We start from the raw sequence: 19,679 nt of genomic DNA, 5'->3' as shown, positions 1-19,679 counted from the left end.
GGCGCGATCGAGCTTGCGAAGCCTGGCCTAAAACCCTAAAATACCCTGAATCCGGGCTGTTTCCGCTGTCTCTGGCAGCAAATCCCGAACTTGTGAGCAGCTACTTGCAAGCGGAAGCAACGGCCGCTAACTACGGTTTTATCAACCGCTTGCTGCTAGCAGAACTTCTGCGACTGCGTTTGCGGCAAGTTTTCGGGGATATCGAAGCTCCTTTAGTTTACGATTTGCCTCACAATATTACCTCTTCTGAAGGTGCCGGTTGGGTGACTCGCAAAGGCGCTTGTCCCGCACCTGATGGCCAGCCTGTAATTGTACCTGGTTCGATGGGTGCGCCCTCTTATTTGCTAATTGGTTTGGGAAACGATCGATTTTTGCGATCGGCTTCTCACGGTGCGGGCAGGGCGCGATCGCGCTTCGATATGAGTCGCAAAGGTGTTGACAAAACAGACGCCGCTTTGGGATTAACTGGGGTAGATTGCATTACCTTGCGCGAACAACGCAGAATCGAAGAAGCACCGGCAGCTTACAAACCAATTCAACCAGTAATTAACGTTCAGGTGGAGGCACAAATGGTGGGGATAGTCGCTAAAATGAAGCCAGTGTTAACATTTAAAGCGTAGCCAGGGGCTATTTCTCCATTCTCAATAACTGTGTCTAAAGCAGCCTAAAAGCCCGTTCTCAAAGACAATTTCTTAGTTGTGGAACGGGCATCTTGCCCGGTCTGAACAGGCTAAAAGCCCGTTCTCAAAGACAGTTTCTGGCGTTGTGGAACGGGCATCTTGCCCGTTTCTAAAGCTGTGAGAATAAGTGAAAATCTAAAAATTGCCCAATTACCCCCAATCCTCAATTGTCACCAGATCAATCAAAACCAGTGCATCCCCTAAAGCGGCTGCTGAAGTACGGCCGCCGCTACCGCATCAAAATTTGGCTGGCAAGTATTTGCTCGCTGCTGAATAAATTCTTTGATTTGGCGCCGCCAGCATTAATCGGTGTTGCTGTTGATGTGGTGGTGAAACAACAAGATTCTATCCTGGCTCAGTGGGGCATCAAAGATGTTTTTTGGCAACTGGCTATTATAACTCTTTTGAGTTTAATTGTTTGGACGCTGGAATCTATTTTTGAATATGCTTACGATTATTTGTGGCGCAATTTGGCTCAGGATATCGAACACGATTTGCGTCTGGAAGCTTACAGCCATTTGCAAGAATTAGAATTAGCTTATTTTGAAGAACGCAGTACGGGCGGTTTGATTTCTATTCTCAACGATGATATCAATCAACTCGAACGTTTTTTGGACGACGGCGCTAATGAGGTGATTCAGGTAATTACAACCGTTGTCGTAATCGGCGCGGCTTTTTTTGCTGCGTCTCCTGGTGTTGCTGGGCTGTCAATGCTGCCGATACCTTTTATTATTTGGGGCTCGATCGCCTTTCAAAATCGCCTCGCTCCTCTCTATGCTGATGTGCGGGAAAAGGTGAGTTTTCTCAACGGGCAACTGTCGAATAATTTGATGGGAATTACTACTATTAAAAGTTTTACTTCCGAAGATTACGAAACTCAGCGCATCGACACACAAAGCCAAGCTTACCGCCAAAGCAATCAGCGGGCGATCGCACTTTCGGCTGCTTTTATTCCGCTGATTCGGGTGGTGATTTTCTTGGGGTTTATTGCAACGCTGTTTCTGGGCGGTTTGCAGGTTGTGGCGGGCCAGTTGTCTGTGGGAACTTACAGCGTTTTGGTGTTTTTAACTCAGCGGTTGCTGTGGCCGCTGACTCGCCTGGGAGATACTCTGGATCAATACCAGCGCGCAATGGCTTCTACTAATCGGGTGATGAATTTGTTGGATACGCCGATCGCCATTCGCACGGGCGATATTCGGTTGCCGATTAGCTCGATTAAGGGCGAGATAGAATTTAAAAATGTCACTTTTTCTTACAATCAAAGAAAGCCGATTTTGCAGTATTTTTCCCTGACTCTGCCGGCGGGTAAAACTACTGCGATTGTGGGCGCAACTGGTTCGGGAAAGAGTACGCTGGTGAAATTGATTTTGAGGCTTTACGAGGTACAGTACGGTCAGATTTATCTCGACGGTATAGAATTAAATAACCTGAATTTGAAAGATTTGCGGAGAGCGATCGGATTGGTGAGTCAAGATGTGTTTTTGTTTCACGGTACGGTGACAGAAAATATTGCTTACGGCAGTTTTGAGGCAACAGATCGAGAGATAGTAAATGCTGCTAAAATTGCGGAAGCTGACGAGTTTATCGCGCAATTGCCGGACGGTTACAAAACTATTTTAGGGGAACGCGGTCAAAAATTGTCGGGGGGACAGCGGCAGCGAATTGCTATTGCGAGGGCTGTTTTGAAGAATCCGCCGATTTTGATTCTTGACGAAGCTACTTCAGCGGTGGATAACGAGACGGAGGCGGCAATTCAGCGATCGCTCGAACGAATTACCAAAAATCGCACTACAATTGCGATCGCCCACCGTCTTTCTACAGTCCGCAATGCCGACTGCATTTGTGTCATGGAAGAGGGGCTAGTGGTAGAATCGGGGCAGCACGAACAACTTATCGAACACGATGGAATTTATGCGTCGCTCTGGCGCGTGCAATCTGGTATAAAATAAAAACGCAGCGGTTTTGGGCATTGGCCAAACAGGTCATTGGGCATTGGTCATTGGTAATTAGTTATTCACACTCTTCTAATAACAAATAACCAATAACAAATAACCAATAACAAATAACCAATAACAAATAACCGTAAGATATTAGTTTCTACAAGCAAAGAGAGAAAATGTTTCTATTTGATAGCCCTGAGTCCAAACCCAATCCCAATAGCTGGCGCAGCAAGTTGGATACATTTGTCAAAGATAACAAACAAGAATTGGCTGCTTTGGCTTGGGGGCTATTTTTGGAGAGAGGCGAGGAAAGTGAAGATGTTTTAGGAATTGATGTTGTAGAAAAGCCGCGTTTCGTATATTTTAAAAAAGATGCGATCGAGGAATTGAACCGCCAAGTCAAAAATCACATTCAGGAAATTTTAGGAATTTTAAAAGCTCACAAACCTGAAAAAGAAGTGACAATTGTGGCGATCGGCGAAGGTGAAATCAAGCTAATTTTATTTGAACCTAAGCCCGAACCTCCTGTTTGTTTTGAGGAAGCTGCGACGGATGTCGATACATTGTTGGCTAAGCTGGAACAGCAGATGCTTGAATATATGAAAGGGTAAGTTATTTCCTTGATTGGTTTTTTACCGAATCTCTGGATAACAACGAAGAATCTTCGCAAAAACCCGGTTCTACTCGTTACCAGGCAGAGCCTGGTAACGCTTCTGGGGCGAGGAAGAGCCTCCATTGTCGCAGAAGGCTCTTCAAAAGTGACATCAATTCCTAGGCTCTTAGCCTCTTAACCAGTTATTGAAAATGATGCGAGGATTGCTATATCAAATCCAGTTTTTATACCCCCTTTTCTCTTAGTCTCGCGTGAAAGCCGCATCAGGAACAGGCCGGAGAGCCTGTTCCACAAAAAGTAAACCCGGACTTATTATCAAGAATCAAAATAACCAAGAATCAAAATAACCAACAGGCGGCGAATCGTCATGCAAAATTTGAGCTTTATCTAAATTAGCTACAGATTCCGCCAATTCTCTACCTACTTTAATATCAAACGCCCTATCGATTAACGAAAATGAAAAATCATGCCCGTCTTGCAAATATTTTGCTCTAGCAACAATCTCGCTTTTCTCTAAACTAGGGCTGTTGCTACCAATTAAAACACTGTTAATGTCCTTCCAAGGGCAGACGCACACCTGAGAAAACACGCTTTGAAAAGTCTTCAGTTTTTCCGCAAAAAACTCGTCTCTTTGCAGCAGGTTTACCAGCACAACTCCCTCCCCAGACAAGCGTTTTTCGCAGAGTTGATAAAATTCTTTGGTAGCCAGCCGGTGCGGAGAGTAGCCGTTGCCAAAAAATACGTCTGTCATGATGATATCGTACTGAATATCTGAACTTTGTTGCTCTAGATACTCTCTCCCGTCTTGAATTGCGACTGTCAGCCGATCGCCCAATTGTACCCCAAAGCACTCGGTAGCGGCTTCGATCGCGATCGGATCGACATCCGCACATTCTATAACAGTTTTCGGCAAATAGTGGTGCAAAACCAAGGGAATTCTGCCGCCGCCAAATCCAGCGATGTAGATTCTTTGAGGTTGGTTTTGCCAGACTAAACCTAACATCATCGCCTGAGTATATTCAGAAACTAAATGCAGGGGATTGTTGAGATCGAGAACGGATTGTAACAAGTCTGTATGCAGATTAACCTTTTCTACTAAAGATAACTTAATTTGACCTTTGTCTTTTCTAACTGCAACATAGTGAACACCAGAATCTTTGCAAAAAACAACTCCGTCGGGCTGTTTTTGCAGCCCCGCCAGCCGCTTATGAATTGCAGCTAAATTCATAGCTTGCCAATTTTTTTCGTGCTCGATCATCGAATTTTACGTTTTATTAAGAGTTACGCAAGTGTCACAATTAGTAAGGTGCGTCAGTCCATAACTCTCAACAATCACTTGATAACGCAAGCCTGACGCACCCTACAAGTCTTATTTCTTCAGTCCCCTTGGAGTGGACGAAAGTTTGACTCTATGCAGCGATTTTAATCGCCGAGTATCTAAAGAAATTAAGCCGATCGCTGATATGCCACCAACTCTAAACCCGAAATCGAAAAATCCACTCTTTCCCAATTTTGTTTGTCACCTTCCAACTTTTCAAAGGCAGAATCAGTCAGCAAAATCTCTCCCCGTTCCGCCAAATCCTCTCCCAGCTTGGATGCTAGGTTAAATTCCGATCCGTACATATCCTCTCCTTCCAGCATCAAAACTTCTCCGCAACCTATGCCAATGCAAAGGTAAATATCCATTTCCGGCGGCAGGGTAGTGTTGACAGCCGCCGTTTGCTTGAGAGAGTCGATCGCAGATTTCACGGCAGATTTTACATCAGGAAACACTGCAAAAATATTATCTGCTTCCTCCTTAACGACAGTGCCGCCGCATTCGGCAATTATCGGTTTTACAATTGCCTGCATCCGGTGAATCATCGCCAGAAAATGAATGATTCCGTAGCGGACAGTCGTTCGCGAAAATCCCGACATATCCATTACCAAAATTGCGTGATTTTGGCGGAAAGTCGCATTAATTTCCGCATCAATTTCTGCGGCTTTTTCTGGACGTTCGTTTCTTTGTTGCAGCAATTCTCGCAGGTAAGCGCGGTTATTTGTTTTCATTTTAGTTTGTTAATTAGTTTCCCAATGCCAAGGTTTGCTAACACAAGCATCGGCGCGATCGATCGCCCTGGAAAATAAAGCTAACTGCTGTCCCTTCCCCGTTAAAAATATTACTGGTATATTCCGAGTTTCGGGGTTGGCTTTAATTAAACGGCAAACGCCGCAGCCCTCCGTGCGAGGCATCACGATATCTAATAATACTAAATCCGGGTAACTTTTCTCAACTTTATCCAGCGCTTCCACACCGTCAGATGCTTGAATTACATTCAATCCGCTGCATCTCAACTGATGCGAAATGCACTCCCGCTGGCTCCGGGAATCTTCCACAACTAAAACTGCGATCGTTTCTCCCCACCTGGTTTTGAGGTAAACTTGTCTGCTGCGACTTGTCATGGCTGAAATTAGTTTACCCCCCTTGGATAATTTTTTATCGCTGGCGATCGGGATTTCCTCAAATTGCAACAAATCTTAAAATTAAGTAATTGCGATCGACCTGCAAACTACATTTTTATTAAAATCAAATATTTTCCGCAAACAAAATCAGAATAACAGCTATAATTGCAACTTTTGTAGAATATTAGGGCGGGACATATTCGGTTTTTAAGTATTAATAACGGTAAAACGTACTGATGACAGATGAAAACTTTGTTGAATAATAATGAGTAATCAGCTACTGTATTACTTGAAAGTTCTTAAGGACGATAAATGAATAAATTGCTCCTCACTTTATTGGTAAGTCCGACGCTGCTTGGGTCTGTGATGTCTGTGAGTGCGATCGCCAATCCCGTTCAAGCTAGCGAAATACCAGGCCAACCGACTAATACCCCCAACTGTGTCAAATCGCCCCACACTCAGCGTCTGACTTGCGTGCGCCTTCCACGCAAAGCTGCTGCTGCTAATTCTAAACCGAGAATCAGTTGGCAGCGCCCGAATCAAGAACCCGTGGCGATGCTGGATTTTACGGAAGAAGAAAGCGATGCAGCGGTGGCGTTGTTTGGCTGCGACTGTCAGTTGTGCATCAACTCGCTGCGACAGTTGCGGGGTTTGCCGCCTCTGGATCTAACTTGAGGGCGGTCTGATAGCATTGGGAGTCAGGCTCAAAAACCCGGTTTCCGCTGCGCGATTTTGAGTACCTTTAGCTTTCTCACTTTTATAAACAGTCCTGGACGCACTAGACAAAAAAAACCCGGTTTCTCATTGTCGCGAGCGTATATGACCAAATTACGTGAAAAAATCGGGTTTTTGCATCCCGGACTGATATAAATTGCCGTCAATTTGTTCCATAATTCATATAAATTTTGTATTTCTAAAAATCGGGTCTGCTTTTGTGGCTTCTACGGCTCTTACCCGCAGTGTAATTACCAATGTTTCTTGAACAGTTTCTGGTTAAACTTGGATTTTGGCAATGAGTTACTCCAGGAAGTTTCCGTAACATACTCTACTTTTTAGCGAGAACTTGTTTAAGTTGAGCAGTTGCTCGCTTAATTTTTTCTAAAACCATCGCCTCCACACCAACAATCCGAGGTAAATTATCAGTATTTAAAACTTGTTCGGCAGTTCCCATACCAAAAAATTCACCTTTATTTAAGATAGCAATTCTCAAGCTGATTGACAGTATCGCTTCGGTGCAGAAATGCTTGCCACAATTGACTTAGACTCATTAGCACCGCTCCAAAAGAAAGCGAAAGACCAACTGTTAATAGGAGGTATAAGCCTAGGAGCAAAGCTGCCTGAAAAACTCGATATTTGAACTCAATTTTTGGCAAATTCACTTTTTCGAGCAGAATTAGGTAAGAATTTATGGTACAATCCTATAGCAGATAATTTTTATCCCTAAAACCGAATTTCTCAAGCAACCAGGTAAAAACCATGAAAGCTCAAGTTGTTTCTTTGTTAGTTACCCTACTTTTAGCATCTGGCTGTGCCGAGCAGCCTAACACGGCTGCCACTTCACCGCAACCAGAAGCCAACAATTCACAACAAGTTGCTGCTGGCAATACCCAAGTAGCCACAGCCAACCCTGAAGACAGTCAAAAAGAAGTTGCCGCAGCTACACAAAAATGGATAGATACGGTGACATCGGGGAAACCGAATGTTGTTGATGAAGTTGTGAAATTATACAGTCCCAATGCTCTGCTTTGGGCGACAGTCTCTAAACAAAAGCGAGATAGTTCGCAGGAAATTCGGGATTATTTTGAAGTGTTTGCCAAACTGCCTCAGTTGAAAGCCCAAGATTATAAACCAGTAATTCGAGTTTACGATAATGTGGCAATTAATAGCGGTTACTACACTTTCACTTATCTCGGTCAAGGAAAAAAGAAAACAGTCGTTCCCGCCCGATATACCTTTGTTTACGTCAAGGGTGATGACGGTAAATGGATGATTGTTGAACATCATTCTTCTGCGATTCCTAAACCTCCGAAAAATCTGAAGTCTGCCGTTGATTAGTTGGCCTTTTTTGTGAGTTCTTTAATTCAGATTAGATAGTTATTAATTAAAGGACACACTACAGTATTCCGGACAGTTTTCGACCGCCGCCAACAGTACAGTGCGGGTTTTAGCTTGCCCAGCAGCTAAAATCTTAACGGTATAGTGAGGGTTTCAGCGGCTGCAGAAAAAACTGTCCGGAGTATTGCAGTAGAGGCGCGATCGCAATTTACCAAAAATCCAGGCTAATGATTTGGATGATATTCGATCGCCATAATTGACTTTAGGGGTTGCATATCTGGGAAAATGTGCTATGGTATGACCTAATCGGTTCTGGTGGAGATCACCCACTAGAGGAAACGGGGAAAGTTCGGTGCAAACCCGGCGCTGTCCCGCAACTGTGATGAAGCCTACATTAGCTTCTTAGTCAGGATGCCCGCCGATTGTATCGTTCTATTAACCCATCTGCGAGGTACGGATGTCTTCAGTATTTTGTTTTCGATTCGATTGTTTTCACCAGACGCTGCGCGATCGGCTATTATGCTCCTTAACCCGTGAGAAACCTGTGGTGAAATTGGTTTCTAGAGCAACATAACGAGTAAAAAAAGTTAGCCTCAACAGCATTATCTAGTTTTAGACGCAAGAAATATTGCGCGGGGTTTTGCCTGCTGTAATTTCTAACAGCTTTGTTGTTACTGTGTTAGAAATTCAGATGGTTTTGTCTTTGATGCGTCACATTGCAATCTGATGACATTGCTGTAGAAAATTCAGTATCGGATACTCATTAGTTTCCGATAGAGTTTATATGAAATGTCAAAAACTCGATACGATAATTCAGAAATTATCAATAGTAAAGATTCAGTAAATTGCGCTCTGCACTGATAATTCTATCGATCGACTCATACTTAGGAAAAATTATGTCAATTTCAACTGCAACAATTGGATATCCTCGCATTGGTAAAAATCGCGAAGTTAAAATCGCACTAGAAGCATTTTGGAGTGGCAAATTAGATGCCAATAATTTACTGCAAACAGTCAGAAAAGTAGAAATAGAAAACTGGCAAACACAGCTAAAAACAGGTATAGATCGCATCGGTGTTGGCGATACTACCCTTTACGATAGTGTTCTGGATTGGACAGTTCGCCTAGGGTTAATCCCCGATCGCTTTCGGGATTTATCAGGTTTAGATCGCTACTTTGCAATGGCGCGGGGCAAAGAAGGGATACCTGCACTAGAAATGACTAAATGGTTCGACACCAACTATCACTACCTGGTGCCAGAAATTACCTCAGAATGGCAGCCTGCTGATTTTAGCGACTTTCTCGAAACAGTTAATCGCGCTCAAACTTTATTAGGCGAAAAAGTAATTCCTATTGTTTTAGGCCCCATTACTTTACTGCGATTGAGTCGGTTTGACATACCCTTGAATGAAGCAATTTCAAGATTGCGAGAGCGTTATCTGGCGTTGCTGCAAGCCTTAAAAAACTTGGGTGTTTCTGAAGTGCAAATTCACGAACCTGCCTTGGTTCTGGGTGATGCTGGCCAATTCAAAGAAGCCTTTGACTCAACCTATAGTTCCTTAGCTGAAATTAAACTTCCCATCGATTTAGTTACTTACTTTGATGATTTGGGAGATACCTATCCTTGGGTGATGCAGTTACCAGTTGCTCAAATCAGCTTAGATTTCACTCGCGGACGCAATTTGGAATTGCTTAAACAACAGGGATTTCCTGCTGATAAACGATTGGGTGTGGGAATTGTAGATGCTCGCAATATTTGGCAAATTCGTCCAGAACAAGTGCTGCCAGTGCTGCAACAGATTCACCGAATTACGCCCGATATTGTAATTCAGCCGTCGGCATCATTGCAGTTTGTTCCCTACGATGCCGCACGGGAAACAAAGTTGCCAGAACCTCTCCGCAACGTGTTGAGTTTTGCCGAACAAAAGCTGCAAGCTGTGAAGTTTTTGGCACGCAGTTTAGCCGGAGAAGAGACTGGAAGCGATCGCACTAAAATTAGCAATGCCTGGACAACCTTCGAGGAGTTTAGCCCTACCAATATTGCCGTGCAGGAACGTCTGAACAGCCTGACAACCAATGACTTTCAACGCAAATTATCCTACGGCTTGCGGTTGTCGAAACAGATTTCTCTGCCCATTTTTCCCACCACAACGATCGGCTCGTTTCCTCAAACCCCGGAAGTGCGAAAACTGCGGCTGCGCTACAAAAAGGGTGAATTGAGTCAAGAAAACTATCAAGCTGCGATCGACGTTCAAATTGCCGATAGCATTAAAATCCAAGAAGAAATTGGGCTAGATGTGTTGGTTCATGGCGAATTTGAACGCACCGATATGGTGGAATATTTCGGACAACAGTTGGATGGATTCGCCTTCACGGCAAATGGCTGGGTACAAAGCTACGGCAGCCGGTACGTGCGTCCGCCGATTATTTGCGGTGATGTTGTTCGCACTAATCCAATGACTGTACGCGAGTTCAAAGTAGCGCAATCATTGACGCAAAAACCCGTTAAGGGAATGCTAACAGCCCCCGTAACAATTTTAAATTGGTCATATCCGCGCACCGATATTTCTAGACAAGTACAAGCATTTCAAATAGCTTTGGCCTTGCGCGATGAAATAGCAGATTTAGAAGCAGCAGGAGCGCAAGTAATTCAAGTAGATGAACCAGCATTGCGCGAAGGCTTACCTCTGAAAGTAGAAAAGTGGAATCAATACCTGTCTTGGGCTGTAGATGCGTTTCTTCTGGCTACTGCAAGCGCTCATCCTCAAACTCAAATTCACACGCATATGTGCTACTGCGAATTTGGCGATATCATCAAAGATATTGAACGGTTAGATGCCGATGTAATTTCGATTGAAAATAGCCGCAGCAATAACCAAACGCTGCATGAAATAACCGCCGCAGGTTACACCTATCAAGTGGGTAATGGCGTGTATGACATCCACAGTCCAGTGGTGCCAACGACGGAACAGATTTTGCAACAACTGCGAACTGGCATTGCTAATCTACCAACTCAACAAATTTGGGTAAATCCCGATTGTGGCTTAAAAACACGACGTTGGGAAGAAGTAATTCCGGCGCTAAAAAATATGGTGGAAGCTGCTAAAATCCTGCGGGAGGAAGTAAATGCGACCGGAAAATAGCGTTTGGCAAGGAAATTTTGGCTATTGGCAACAGGGATTTATTCACACCAATTTGCTGGTTATTGGTTATACAGGATGGAAGGGATTTGAGTCTTTCGGGCGGGGTGTTGTGGTCTGTGATGTAGATACTCAAGTTCTTGGTTCTACAATGACCAACCTCGAATCAATTCCTTTTCACATTCAGTTTGTTCCTGTGAATTTGATGGAATTTTATCTGGGATCGCTATCCGTTGACTCATCGAATATTCCATCTGTGATAGCAGCAACTGTTAAGTACAATCCCGAACAAGATATTCTGCTATTGCTGAAATTTGGTCGTCAAACAGAGGTAAATCTATTAAGCAAACTAGCCATTCCTCCTGCCGATTGCTACGAACAAGTCTGTAGGCGATGGGAGGAATTTTAACCAAGTTTGACACCCTAAAACTTTCGCTCTTAATGCCTAAATTCAACTCAATTCATATTTCGCATAGGTTGATAACTTGATACTGGATATTTAATAGATGATGACATCTGAAACAAATAGCGAAGATTGGCAGCAATCCTTTATTGCAACTAATCTGCTGGTGTTAGGCTATAACGCTTGGGTTGGCTATCTGAATGGTGAACGAGGCGCAGTAATTTGTAGTCTTAATAACCCATTGATGGGAGTTACTGGTGAAACATTCCAATCGCATTTTGTTCCCCGCAGTCGTTTGGCTCCCTTTCTCAATGCTTGGTTATTGGCTCCCGACACCGCCATCCTGCAAAATCACCACATGAACGGTCATATTTTGCAAGCTGCAGATACCTATAACCCTAGTAAAGACATCATTCTGCTGCTGGAATCCGGTCGGGAAGTCACGTTCTTTTATCTGCGAAATCTACCGATTTCGCCCTCGCAATGTTACGAGCAAATCTGCAAAGGATGGGAAGAATTCCAACCTCAGTTCACCCGTTTGAACGAAGAAAATCTACGATGCAATTGATTGAGTACAAAGTTGCGATCGAACCAGTCCCAAAACGGAAGCTAGAGGGTTTTTTAGTGTTGGGGTTTCGGTTTGCGATCGGTTTGGCTAGCGGTGCATTGTTTGTTACAATAGCAATAGTGCGATCGCAAATAGCAAAGCTGCATCTTCCCAAACAGGATTCTCAATCTAAACGATCTGACTAATTCAGGACTGACGCATCAAGACCAAAAAAACCGGGTTTTTTAGCTAATCTGTAGGCTACAACGAATAATTTTTCTCTGAAAAACCCGGTTTCTGACTCAATTTTGGTGGGGATGCGTAAATTATCGCAGAAACCCGGTTTCTTGGATGTGCGCGGGGTGTCAGAAACCAGATTTATGGCCACCCGCGCGTCCATGACTATATCGATCGCCCTACTGGTACAATAGAATGTACAAGATCAGCAAATTCAACCGCTACTCGAAATCATGTCCGCAAATACCGCGCTACCCGCAGCCCTAGCTAAAATCGTCCAGCGCTTCCAGCGACACTCCGATCCGAAACAGCGCTACGAACAACTGCTGTGGTATGCCAAGCGACTCCCAGCATTTACCGAAAGCGATAAACTCCCAGAAAACAAAGTTTCTGGCTGCGTATCGCAAGTTTATATTACCGCAAATTTGACCGACGGAAAAGTTTTGTATCAAGGCGATTCTGACGCTCAGTTAGTCAAAGGATTAGTTGGCTTGCTTGTGGAAGGTTTGAGCGGATTAACGCCTGCTGAAATAGTTAGCATTACCCCAGATTTTATTCAAGATACGGGATTGAATGTGAGCCTGACACCTTCCCGCGCCAACGGATTTTATAACATCTTTCAAATGATGAAAAATAAAGCAGTGGCTTGCGAATTGAGCGCGCAAGCAGAAGCAAACTAACCGGAAAAACAGCCATGATTCAGACTGCAGATTTAGCCAAATCTAATTCTAGTAACTATCCCGCGCCGTCATTCCTGAGTTTGATGTACCAGCGGTTAAGTCTTTTATTTAAGCTGGCCTCTATATGGGCGGGCTAGAAGCCCACCCCACAAGAAAATTCCATTTTTGTGGAACAGGCATCTTGCCTGTTATATTTTTGTGGAACAGGCATCTTGCCTGTTATGTTTTTGTGGAACAGGCATCTTGCCTGTTATATTTTTGTAGAACAGGCATCTTGCCTGTTCTTGAAATGCTATTGGGTTAGATAGATAGATATAAACTAATGAATTTATTCCGATTTGTCACCTTAAAATTATTAGTAATAACAGCGGCGTTTTCGATAAGTTGGTTGTCCTTTTCTGGGTCGATATATGCTGTCGGACAGTCGCAGCCGATGGACTCACAAAAAAGTATCATTGAAGGTGCGATCGACTTTCACATCCATTCGTCTCCTGATGTAATTCCCCGCAGGTTGGATGATTTTGAGGTAGCTAAATTTGCCGCCAGCGCGCACATGAAAGCAGTTGTCTTAAAAAATCACTATGGCAGCACCGCAGCACGGGCAGTTCTAGTCCATAAAATTGTACCGCAAATCGAAGTTTTCGGGGGAATTGTGCTCAATCATTCCGCAGGCGGGATTAATCCCCAAGCTGTAGAAGCAATGCACCGCATCGGCGGCAAATACGGTAAAGTAGTGTGGCTGCCAACCGTTGATTCCGAGCATCATTTAAAAGTTTTTCACAAGTCTGGAATCGGGATTAAAGTAGCAGAAAACGGCAAACTTTTACCAGAAACAGCAGCGGTACTCAAGATAGTAGCTAGAGATAATTTAGTATTGGAAACCGGACACATTTCCTCAGCAGAAGTTATGGCAGTTATCCGGCAAGCCAGACTTCTCAACATTAAAAACATCCTGATTACCCACGCAATGGCAGATGTACCCGGTTTGTCCCTAGAAAATATGCAAACAGCAGCCCAGATGGGAGCGTTTCTAGAATTAGCATTTGTCAACGATTTGATGGGAGAAAATGCCGCAGATGACGGACATAAAAACTGGCATCACGTTTCAATTAATCAGATGGTAGCAGCCATTAAACTCATCGGAGCCGAGCATTTTGTTCTGAGCACCGATTTGGGAAGGAAACCCGATCCTTTACCTGCGGAAGGTTACAAATTATTTGTAGAAAAGTTGATGGATGAAGGCATTTCTCAACCTGAAATTGATTTAATGATGAAGCAAAATCCCGCTCGCTTGTTAGGAATTTAGCATTGTTAGCTGTTAGCTGTTAGCTGTTAGATGTTAGCTGTTAGCTGTTGACTGTTAACTGTTAGCTATTAGCTGTTGACTGTTAAGAGGGCGGGCACGGGGGCACCGCCCCTACTAACTGTTGACTAATGACTAATGACTACTGACTAATGACTACTGACTAATGACTAATGACTAATGACTGATGACTTCTTCTATTCTTGATTGTTTTTACCGCGCACGTATCCGTTATCTGCAATCCGCCAAGCACCGCCAGCATTACCCGTTAAATCGCAATCATCCACTGTAGCAATGCCATCTCTGTAAACTACGATCGCCTCACCTTCATTACCATTAATCCGACAGCGACGCGCGATCAATTTTCCTCCCAATCCGACACCGATTCCCAAACTGCCGTTATCATAAATATTGCAATCTTCCACCGTTGCTCTCGCATTATCCGAGATGAAAATCCCGTTCCATATTCCATCGTGAATTTGACAGCGCCGGATTACCGAATTAGCATCTGGCCCGCAAATTACTACCACAGAATAGTTGGCAGAAGTGATATCGCTGTCTTCTACAATTAATTCGCCTTTACGAATATCTACAGCATAATATTTCCCTGTTGCGATCAGCGTCAAGCCTCGGACTAAAGCGCTGTCTGTTTGCATTTGAATGCAGTTTGAATCGGTGCTTTCGACAGTGACGCTACCCGCTTCTGTGCTGCCGATAATTTCCACAGATTTGTCGATAATTAAACTTTCTCGATACAAACCTGGCTGTACGTAAATGCGCGTACCCGAAGCCGCATTTTTTACCGCTTCGCTAATAGTAGTATAATCGCCTTGACCTTCTGGGCAAACAACAAGTCCTTGATTTTTCTCTACTATTGGTTGTGAGGTGGATTCTTCAATTTGGTCTGCTAATTCAGCCTTGGGAAGTTCTCGATCGCCCTTTTCGACAATTGGCGATTGTAACTCCAAGCTTTCTTGATTGACTGTTTCTAACTGATGTTCTAACTCAGATACTTGACGTTGCAATTGAGCTTGATTCTGGTTGGCTGTCTCGATTTGACTTTGAAGTTCTGAAAGTTGAGCATCAAGTTGCGATCGTTCTCTGTTAGCAGTTTCTAACTGAGATTCCAATCCCGATCGAATTTGAGTCGCGCTTTCTAACTGAGTTTCTAACTTGGATATCTGAGATTGCTGGTGATTTTCATTTTGGTTAGCTTGCTCGACTTGAGCTTGGAATTCCGACTGTTGAGCCGCAAGCTGCGATTCTAATTCTGAGCGAATTTGAGTCGCGCTTTCTAACTGCGTTTCTAACTCGGATATCTGAGATTGCTGGTGATTTTGATTTTGGTTTGCTTGCGCGACTTGAGTTTGGAATTGTGAGAGTTGAGCCGCAAGCTGCGATTCTAATTCTGAGCGAATTTGAGTCGCGCTTTCTAACTGGGTTTCTAACTCGGATATTTGAGATTGCAGTTGATTTTGATTTTGGTTGGCTGTGTCAATTTCTGTTTGGAATTCCAAGAGTTGAGCCGCAAGCTGCGATCGCTCAGTGTTAGCAGTTTCTAATTGAGCTTGCAGTTCCGATAATTGAGATAGAAGTTGGGAGTTATCTCCCTCGCTGGGATTTACTTGAGCCTGAAATTGTAACAACTGAGAAAGCAGTTGTTCTCGCTCTCCAATAACTGTCTCTGATTGATTTTGCAGCTCAGACAATTGAGAGTTTAACTGCATTTTATCTCGATTTGCAGCTTCTAACTGTGTTGCCAAATCTAATAATTCAGATTGAGGTTGTTCTGCTTGTTGGCGGGCGGTTTCTAATTGAGAATTGAGTATTTCCTGTTGTTGCTGTACACTTTCCAATTGAGCTTGCAAACTCGACAGTTGAGAATGCAGTTGCTCCCGCTCTTGAATTGAGCGATCGAACTTAATTTGAATTTCCGACAACTGGTACTTTAGCTGCAATTTGCCTTGACTGGCTGTTTCCAACTGACTTTCCAGTTCAGACAGCCGATCGCGAAATAGAGCGCTCTCTGCATCCAGCGCCTCTCGCTCTGTTTGCATTTCCAGGATTTGAGCGTTAAGCTGCGATCGCTCCTGCTGTGCAACTTCTAATTGAGCTTGAAGTTCGCCCAGTTGCGGTAACTGCGACTGAGCTTGCCCTGCGCTTTCTAACTGAAACTGCAAATCAGCAATCAAAGCATCAACTTGCGATCGCTCTTCAGCAATTTGGGCCATAAACCCTTCCAACTCCGACACTTGATTGTTTAAAAATTCTTGCTCGCCCGTCACATTTTCCAAGCGCATTTGCAACTGGGACAATTCCGAATTTAGCTGATTTTCAGTCTCCGCCTTTTGCCGCAATTCCGAAGTTCTGGCATCCAACTGCGACGCCAACTTCGATATCGCCTCCTGCGAACCCTGCATCCTCACCAAATTTCGCGAATTTCGCTTCTTCAATATTAGCCAGCAGACTAATACCCCCCCTCCAAATCCTATTAATAAAAGTAATGCTTCCATTTGGTTTATCTAATCGATATAAATTGAGTTATCCTGATGCTTGCCACCAAAAATGGCATCCCGAAGTTGCTATCTTACTCAAGGCTATCACAACTTGCGAGCCTGTGTTTAGTTGTCTCAATAATTCATATATATTTACAAAAACTCAATGGGTAAGGCTCGCATTGCATTGGTGTCAACAACCGCCTAAAAACCTTTGTATCTATCATTTATATCCCTGTCTCGATCCCCTTCGCATACCCGCTGCTCCTCCTGGTTGAAGCCGAGTAGGGCTTGACTTAAATATCTTCCCCCGCAGCGATTCCGGCGCTGCGGGGGGATCGAATGCCTAACAGTCAAACAGTAGATTGCTAATAAATTTGACCAATAATTTCAAAGGTGGTATCCGCCACGCGATTTATCCGTGGAATCAATCGGGAGCATCTAAAATTTCCAATCAGAAGAGCCCGATCCTCGATCCGCGGGGTAAATCGGGAGCATCTGGAATCTAAAATCTCAAATCGAATGACAGCAACGGTGCGCCGCCCCGCACCTTAACAAATATTTTGTCAAAGTTTCATCGATCGAGCAAATCCACAATATGAGGAACAATCTCGATATGTTGAGTCAACAAATAATTCAACCTATCCGCCAGCAAACTAAAAATTAAATCGTTATAACTCATCCCGTATTCCGCCAAACCCAAAGCCACCAAACTCGTTACATTTTTGCCTGGATGTTTGAGATCCGGTTTCGGATTTGCTTCCAAAACATAAAGTTCTCCATCGCCATCGCTGCGGACATCAATTCGCACCAAACTGTTCAAACTAAACTCCCAATAGATTTTGCGAGCTAAATCAATTAACTGCTGTTTTAGTTCAGGTTCCTCCGCGCCCATCAATCGTCCGCGGTCGGCCGTAATCGCTTTTTTATCCATAGAAGTAAAGATGAGTTCCTCCGGCTCCAAAACTCGCTCTACCGTGGCAAAAGCAAAGGGTTTCGCATTTTTAGTAAAACAGCTTTTAGCATAAGTTACATAGCCGCAAACCGCTACACAAAATTCTCGTCCCGGCAAATATTTTTCAATTAAAGCAGTATTGTGAGTTGTTCGGTGGACTTCCGAAACAGCTTGAGACAAATCCTCAATCTTGTCTACAAAATGAACGTGCAGCGAAGCGCGACCGGATACTGGTTTAACTACAAACGGCCCTCGATAATCGCCGAAAGCAATGGAAAAACGCTCGTGCAAATTAGGCTGCAAAATTCCTTGAGAAGGATGCCAAGTCATAAACGGAGCGGTTTTTATTCCGACTGATTGCAGTTCCCGTTTGAAAGCGTGTTTGTTATCTAAAGTTGAACTGTTTAAAGGATTGTGACCGATATAAGGCATTCCCAACATTTCCAACAGGGCGGGAGTGTGACAAACAGGGTTGTAGCCCTGGACTCCGCCCGTATTTAGCCACACTAAATGAATTTTTTGTTGTTTGAGCTGTTCGGGAAGGTTCATGTCATCAGGGATGACAAACACGTATTGGAAGCCGATTTCTGTTAATGCTTTAGCAATCTCGCGGGCGACGATTTCGTAACTCTTCCAAGAGCGGGGATTGTGAGTTTTGTAAATCACGGAACCGGGCCGATCGCAGTCGCCGCCGAACACTACAGCAATCCGCAGTTTAGCAAACAGCACGTCTAAATATTGAGGCAGCAGACTAAAATCGTAATGCCAGCTATTCCTGATAGTTGATGTTGCAACCATTTAAGTTTTTTCCTTTTTGTGTGATTTGCGATCGGCAGAACTACTAGATTTTGCCAAATATATTCCAGCCAAAACTACAGAGAAAGCGAACCAATTAAACAAGCTCAAACTTTCGGAAAACAGCATCCCGGCAATAATCGCCGTAATTACGGGTTCTAGCAGCAGAAAAATGGCGACAAATCCCGATGACAAACTTCCGAGACTGTGGATGAGAAGTCCTTGGCCGAAAGCTTGGCAAATCACGGCTAAAGCAATTACTGCCAGCCATCCTTGCCAAGAATAAGGGAAAACTCGATCGCCCGCCAGCAAAACTAGCGGCAAAACCAAGATGCTGCCAATAAAACAGCGCCACATCAATATAATTGTCGCCGGGAACTTGGTTCGCAAATGTTCCGCAATCAGCAGATTTGCTGCGTAAAACATTGCTGATAACATAGCAGCAATGTCCCCGGCAAAGTTGTCTCCCGCTGTTTGCAAGTCGTCTATGCCGATCGCAATTCCACCAGACAAAGCCACCACCAGTCCCAGCAAAAACCTGCTGTCAAAACGCCGTCCCAACAGCAGCCATCCCCCCAAAGTAGTAAATAAAGGAGTTAAGTTGCGGAGTACAGTAGAATTAGCGACATTAGTTTGACTCAGCGACCAAGCCCAGAAACCCAGCGAAGCAGAAGAAACCACGCCGACGGCTGTTAGTAGCATCACATCGCGCAGAGTGTAGCCCGATCGCCCTTCATCAACCTCAGCCCCAGACATTCGGCGGCGCGCTTCTTTTGCACCGTTCCACAGTCCAAATACCGCAGTTGCTATCCACAAGCGGTTAAAAACCGTAGCATTCGGGCTGATTTCCCGTTCGCTCAACCTAATAAAAATGGCGGCCAGCGACACCGCCAGCAGCGCCGCCGACAGCGTTCCGATCGCCCAAATTTTACCTTGACTTTCAGCTAATTCACCGTTGTTTAAATTGTCCTGATTTCCCGAAACAATACTTTTTTCTTCAGTTGATAGCGCAGATATTAACTCATTATCCTCCAATACATTGGGCTGCTTATCAATATTTATATCGGGCGATTTCAGATTTTTTGACATTATTTCAAGTTCCCGCGAAGGCTGAAGATATAAATTAGAAGAATGCCAAAACCCTGTCAGAAATTACCCACTTCTGATTCGAGAAACCGGGTTTTCGGTCGGGAGCGAAGGCTGTCAGGAAGTTTGGTACAAAAAACCAGGTTTCTGGCGACCCGTGCAGGACTATAGCGGTTCTCAAGCTTGGTGAGGTATGCGGGCTCCTTCCACTCCTGCATAAGCCATAAGCCATAAGCCCACGAGAGTACCTCATGTTACGCTCGAAAGGCTATATACGTTTGATAATTGACAGCAGCTTAGGCTGAAGG

18 protein-coding genes and 1 riboswitch are annotated in these 19,679 nt (G+C 44.1%); of the genes, 11 read left to right on the top strand and 7 right to left on the bottom strand.

Annotated elements, in window-relative coordinates; translation table 11 throughout:
- The 3 genes from WBA89_RS20765 to ccmS form a co-directional block, all read left to right on the top strand.
- On the top strand, window positions 1–620 hold a 620-nt coding region (locus WBA89_RS20765), incomplete at its 5' end, for an RtcB family protein (RefSeq protein WP_424409115.1).
- A 209-nt stretch (window positions 621–829) separates the two neighbouring features.
- Window positions 830–2,629, top strand: coding sequence for an ABC transporter ATP-binding protein (locus WBA89_RS20760; protein ID WP_424409116.1), 1,800 nt, complete (start codon window positions 830–832; stop codon window positions 2,627–2,629).
- A 167-nt stretch (window positions 2,630–2,796) separates the two neighbouring features.
- On the top strand, window positions 2,797–3,231 hold the full coding sequence (gene ccmS / locus WBA89_RS20755; protein WP_424409114.1) for a beta-carboxysome assembly chaperone CcmS: 435 nt from the start codon (window positions 2,797–2,799) through the stop codon (window positions 3,229–3,231).
- Between the two features lie 324 nt (window positions 3,232–3,555).
- On the opposite strand, the gene WBA89_RS20750 is transcribed toward ccmS, so the two are convergent.
- The 3 genes from WBA89_RS20750 to WBA89_RS20740 all read right to left on the bottom strand — a co-directional run bounded on the left by WBA89_RS20750 (window position 3,556) and on the right by WBA89_RS20740 (window position 5,675).
- The gene (locus tag WBA89_RS20750) at window positions 3,556–4,491 is read right to left on the bottom strand and encodes a spermidine synthase (protein ID WP_424409113.1); all 936 of its coding nucleotides are present in this window, start codon (window positions 4,489–4,491) and stop codon (window positions 3,556–3,558) included.
- Window positions 4,492–4,679: 188 nt separating this feature from the next.
- Window positions 4,680–5,282, bottom strand: coding sequence for an adenylate/guanylate cyclase domain-containing protein (locus WBA89_RS20745; protein WP_424409111.1), 603 nt, complete (start codon window positions 5,280–5,282; stop codon window positions 4,680–4,682).
- Window positions 5,283–5,291: 9 nt separating this feature from the next.
- The gene (locus tag WBA89_RS20740) at window positions 5,292–5,675 is read right to left on the bottom strand and encodes a response regulator (protein WP_424409109.1); all 384 of its coding nucleotides are present in this window, start codon (window positions 5,673–5,675) and stop codon (window positions 5,292–5,294) included.
- A 312-nt stretch (window positions 5,676–5,987) separates the two neighbouring features.
- Between WBA89_RS20740 and WBA89_RS20735 the strand changes: the two genes are divergently transcribed.
- Window positions 5,988–6,350 carry a hypothetical protein gene (locus tag WBA89_RS20735; protein WP_424409107.1) on the top strand — a complete coding sequence of 121 codons (363 nt, stop codon included), beginning with the start codon at window positions 5,988–5,990 and terminating at the stop codon, window positions 6,348–6,350.
- 370 nt (window positions 6,351–6,720) lie between these two features.
- Here the strand turns inward: WBA89_RS20735 and WBA89_RS20730 are convergent, their stop codons facing one another.
- The gene (locus WBA89_RS20730; RefSeq protein WP_424409106.1) at window positions 6,721–6,846 is read right to left on the bottom strand and encodes a hypothetical protein; all 126 of its coding nucleotides are present in this window, start codon (window positions 6,844–6,846) and stop codon (window positions 6,721–6,723) included.
- 305 nt (window positions 6,847–7,151) lie between these two features.
- On the opposite strand from WBA89_RS20730, the gene WBA89_RS20725 reads away from it, so the two are divergent.
- The 7 genes from WBA89_RS20725 to WBA89_RS20695 all read left to right on the top strand — a co-directional run bounded on the left by WBA89_RS20725 (window position 7,152) and on the right by WBA89_RS20695 (window position 14,043).
- Window positions 7,152–7,730, top strand: coding sequence for an SgcJ/EcaC family oxidoreductase (locus tag WBA89_RS20725; protein ID WP_424409104.1), 579 nt, complete (start codon window positions 7,152–7,154; stop codon window positions 7,728–7,730).
- Window positions 7,731–8,020: 290 nt separating this feature from the next.
- Window positions 8,021–8,167, top strand: a riboswitch (cobalamin riboswitch).
- A 459-nt stretch (window positions 8,168–8,626) separates the two neighbouring features.
- Window positions 8,627–10,873, top strand: a complete 2,247-nt coding sequence (metE, locus tag WBA89_RS20720) for a 5-methyltetrahydropteroyltriglutamate--homocysteine S-methyltransferase (protein ID WP_424409102.1) — start codon at window positions 8,627–8,629, stop codon at window positions 10,871–10,873.
- The gene (locus tag WBA89_RS20715) at window positions 10,857–11,279 is read left to right on the top strand and encodes a hypothetical protein (protein ID WP_424409101.1); all 423 of its coding nucleotides are present in this window, start codon (window positions 10,857–10,859) and stop codon (window positions 11,277–11,279) included. Before metE ends, WBA89_RS20715 begins: the two co-directional genes overlap by 17 nt.
- 97 nt (window positions 11,280–11,376) lie before the next feature.
- Complete coding sequence (locus tag WBA89_RS20710; RefSeq protein WP_424409099.1) at window positions 11,377–11,841, top strand: hypothetical protein; 465 nt, start codon at window positions 11,377–11,379, stop codon at window positions 11,839–11,841.
- Window positions 11,832–12,026 carry a hypothetical protein gene (locus WBA89_RS20705; protein WP_424409097.1) on the top strand — a complete coding sequence of 65 codons (195 nt, stop codon included), beginning with the start codon at window positions 11,832–11,834 and terminating at the stop codon, window positions 12,024–12,026. Before WBA89_RS20710 ends, WBA89_RS20705 begins: the two co-directional genes overlap by 10 nt.
- 264 nt (window positions 12,027–12,290) lie before the next feature.
- Window positions 12,291–12,737 carry a SufE family protein gene (locus tag WBA89_RS20700; RefSeq protein WP_194066240.1) on the top strand — a complete coding sequence of 149 codons (447 nt, stop codon included), beginning with the start codon at window positions 12,291–12,293 and terminating at the stop codon, window positions 12,735–12,737.
- A gap of 433 nt (window positions 12,738–13,170) precedes the next feature.
- The gene (locus WBA89_RS20695) at window positions 13,171–14,043 is read left to right on the top strand and encodes a DUF6282 family protein (protein ID WP_424409096.1); all 873 of its coding nucleotides are present in this window, start codon (window positions 13,171–13,173) and stop codon (window positions 14,041–14,043) included.
- A gap of 194 nt (window positions 14,044–14,237) precedes the next feature.
- Here WBA89_RS20695 and WBA89_RS20690 read toward each other — a convergent pair whose 3' ends face one another.
- The 3 genes from WBA89_RS20690 to WBA89_RS20680 all read right to left on the bottom strand — a co-directional run bounded on the left by WBA89_RS20690 (window position 14,238) and on the right by WBA89_RS20680 (window position 19,374).
- On the bottom strand, window positions 14,238–16,553 hold the full coding sequence (locus tag WBA89_RS20690) for a right-handed parallel beta-helix repeat-containing protein (RefSeq protein ID WP_424409095.1): 2,316 nt from the start codon (window positions 16,551–16,553) through the stop codon (window positions 14,238–14,240).
- A gap of 556 nt (window positions 16,554–17,109) precedes the next feature.
- On the bottom strand, window positions 17,110–18,288 hold the full coding sequence (locus WBA89_RS20685) for a D-alanine--D-alanine ligase family protein (protein WP_424409094.1): 1,179 nt from the start codon (window positions 18,286–18,288) through the stop codon (window positions 17,110–17,112).
- Window positions 18,289–19,374 carry a DMT family transporter gene (locus tag WBA89_RS20680; protein ID WP_424409093.1) on the bottom strand — a complete coding sequence of 362 codons (1,086 nt, stop codon included), beginning with the start codon at window positions 19,372–19,374 and terminating at the stop codon, window positions 18,289–18,291.
- Window positions 19,375–19,679 lie beyond the last annotated feature (305 nt).

It is taken from the genome of Microcoleus sp. (genome assembly GCF_049646505.1).
In the GTDB taxonomy this organism is placed as follows: domain Bacteria; phylum Cyanobacteriota; class Cyanobacteriia; order Cyanobacteriales; family Microcoleaceae; genus Microcoleus.
The sequence above is the reverse complement of the archived record's forward strand: the minus strand, read 5'-3'. Positions and strand labels throughout refer to the sequence as shown.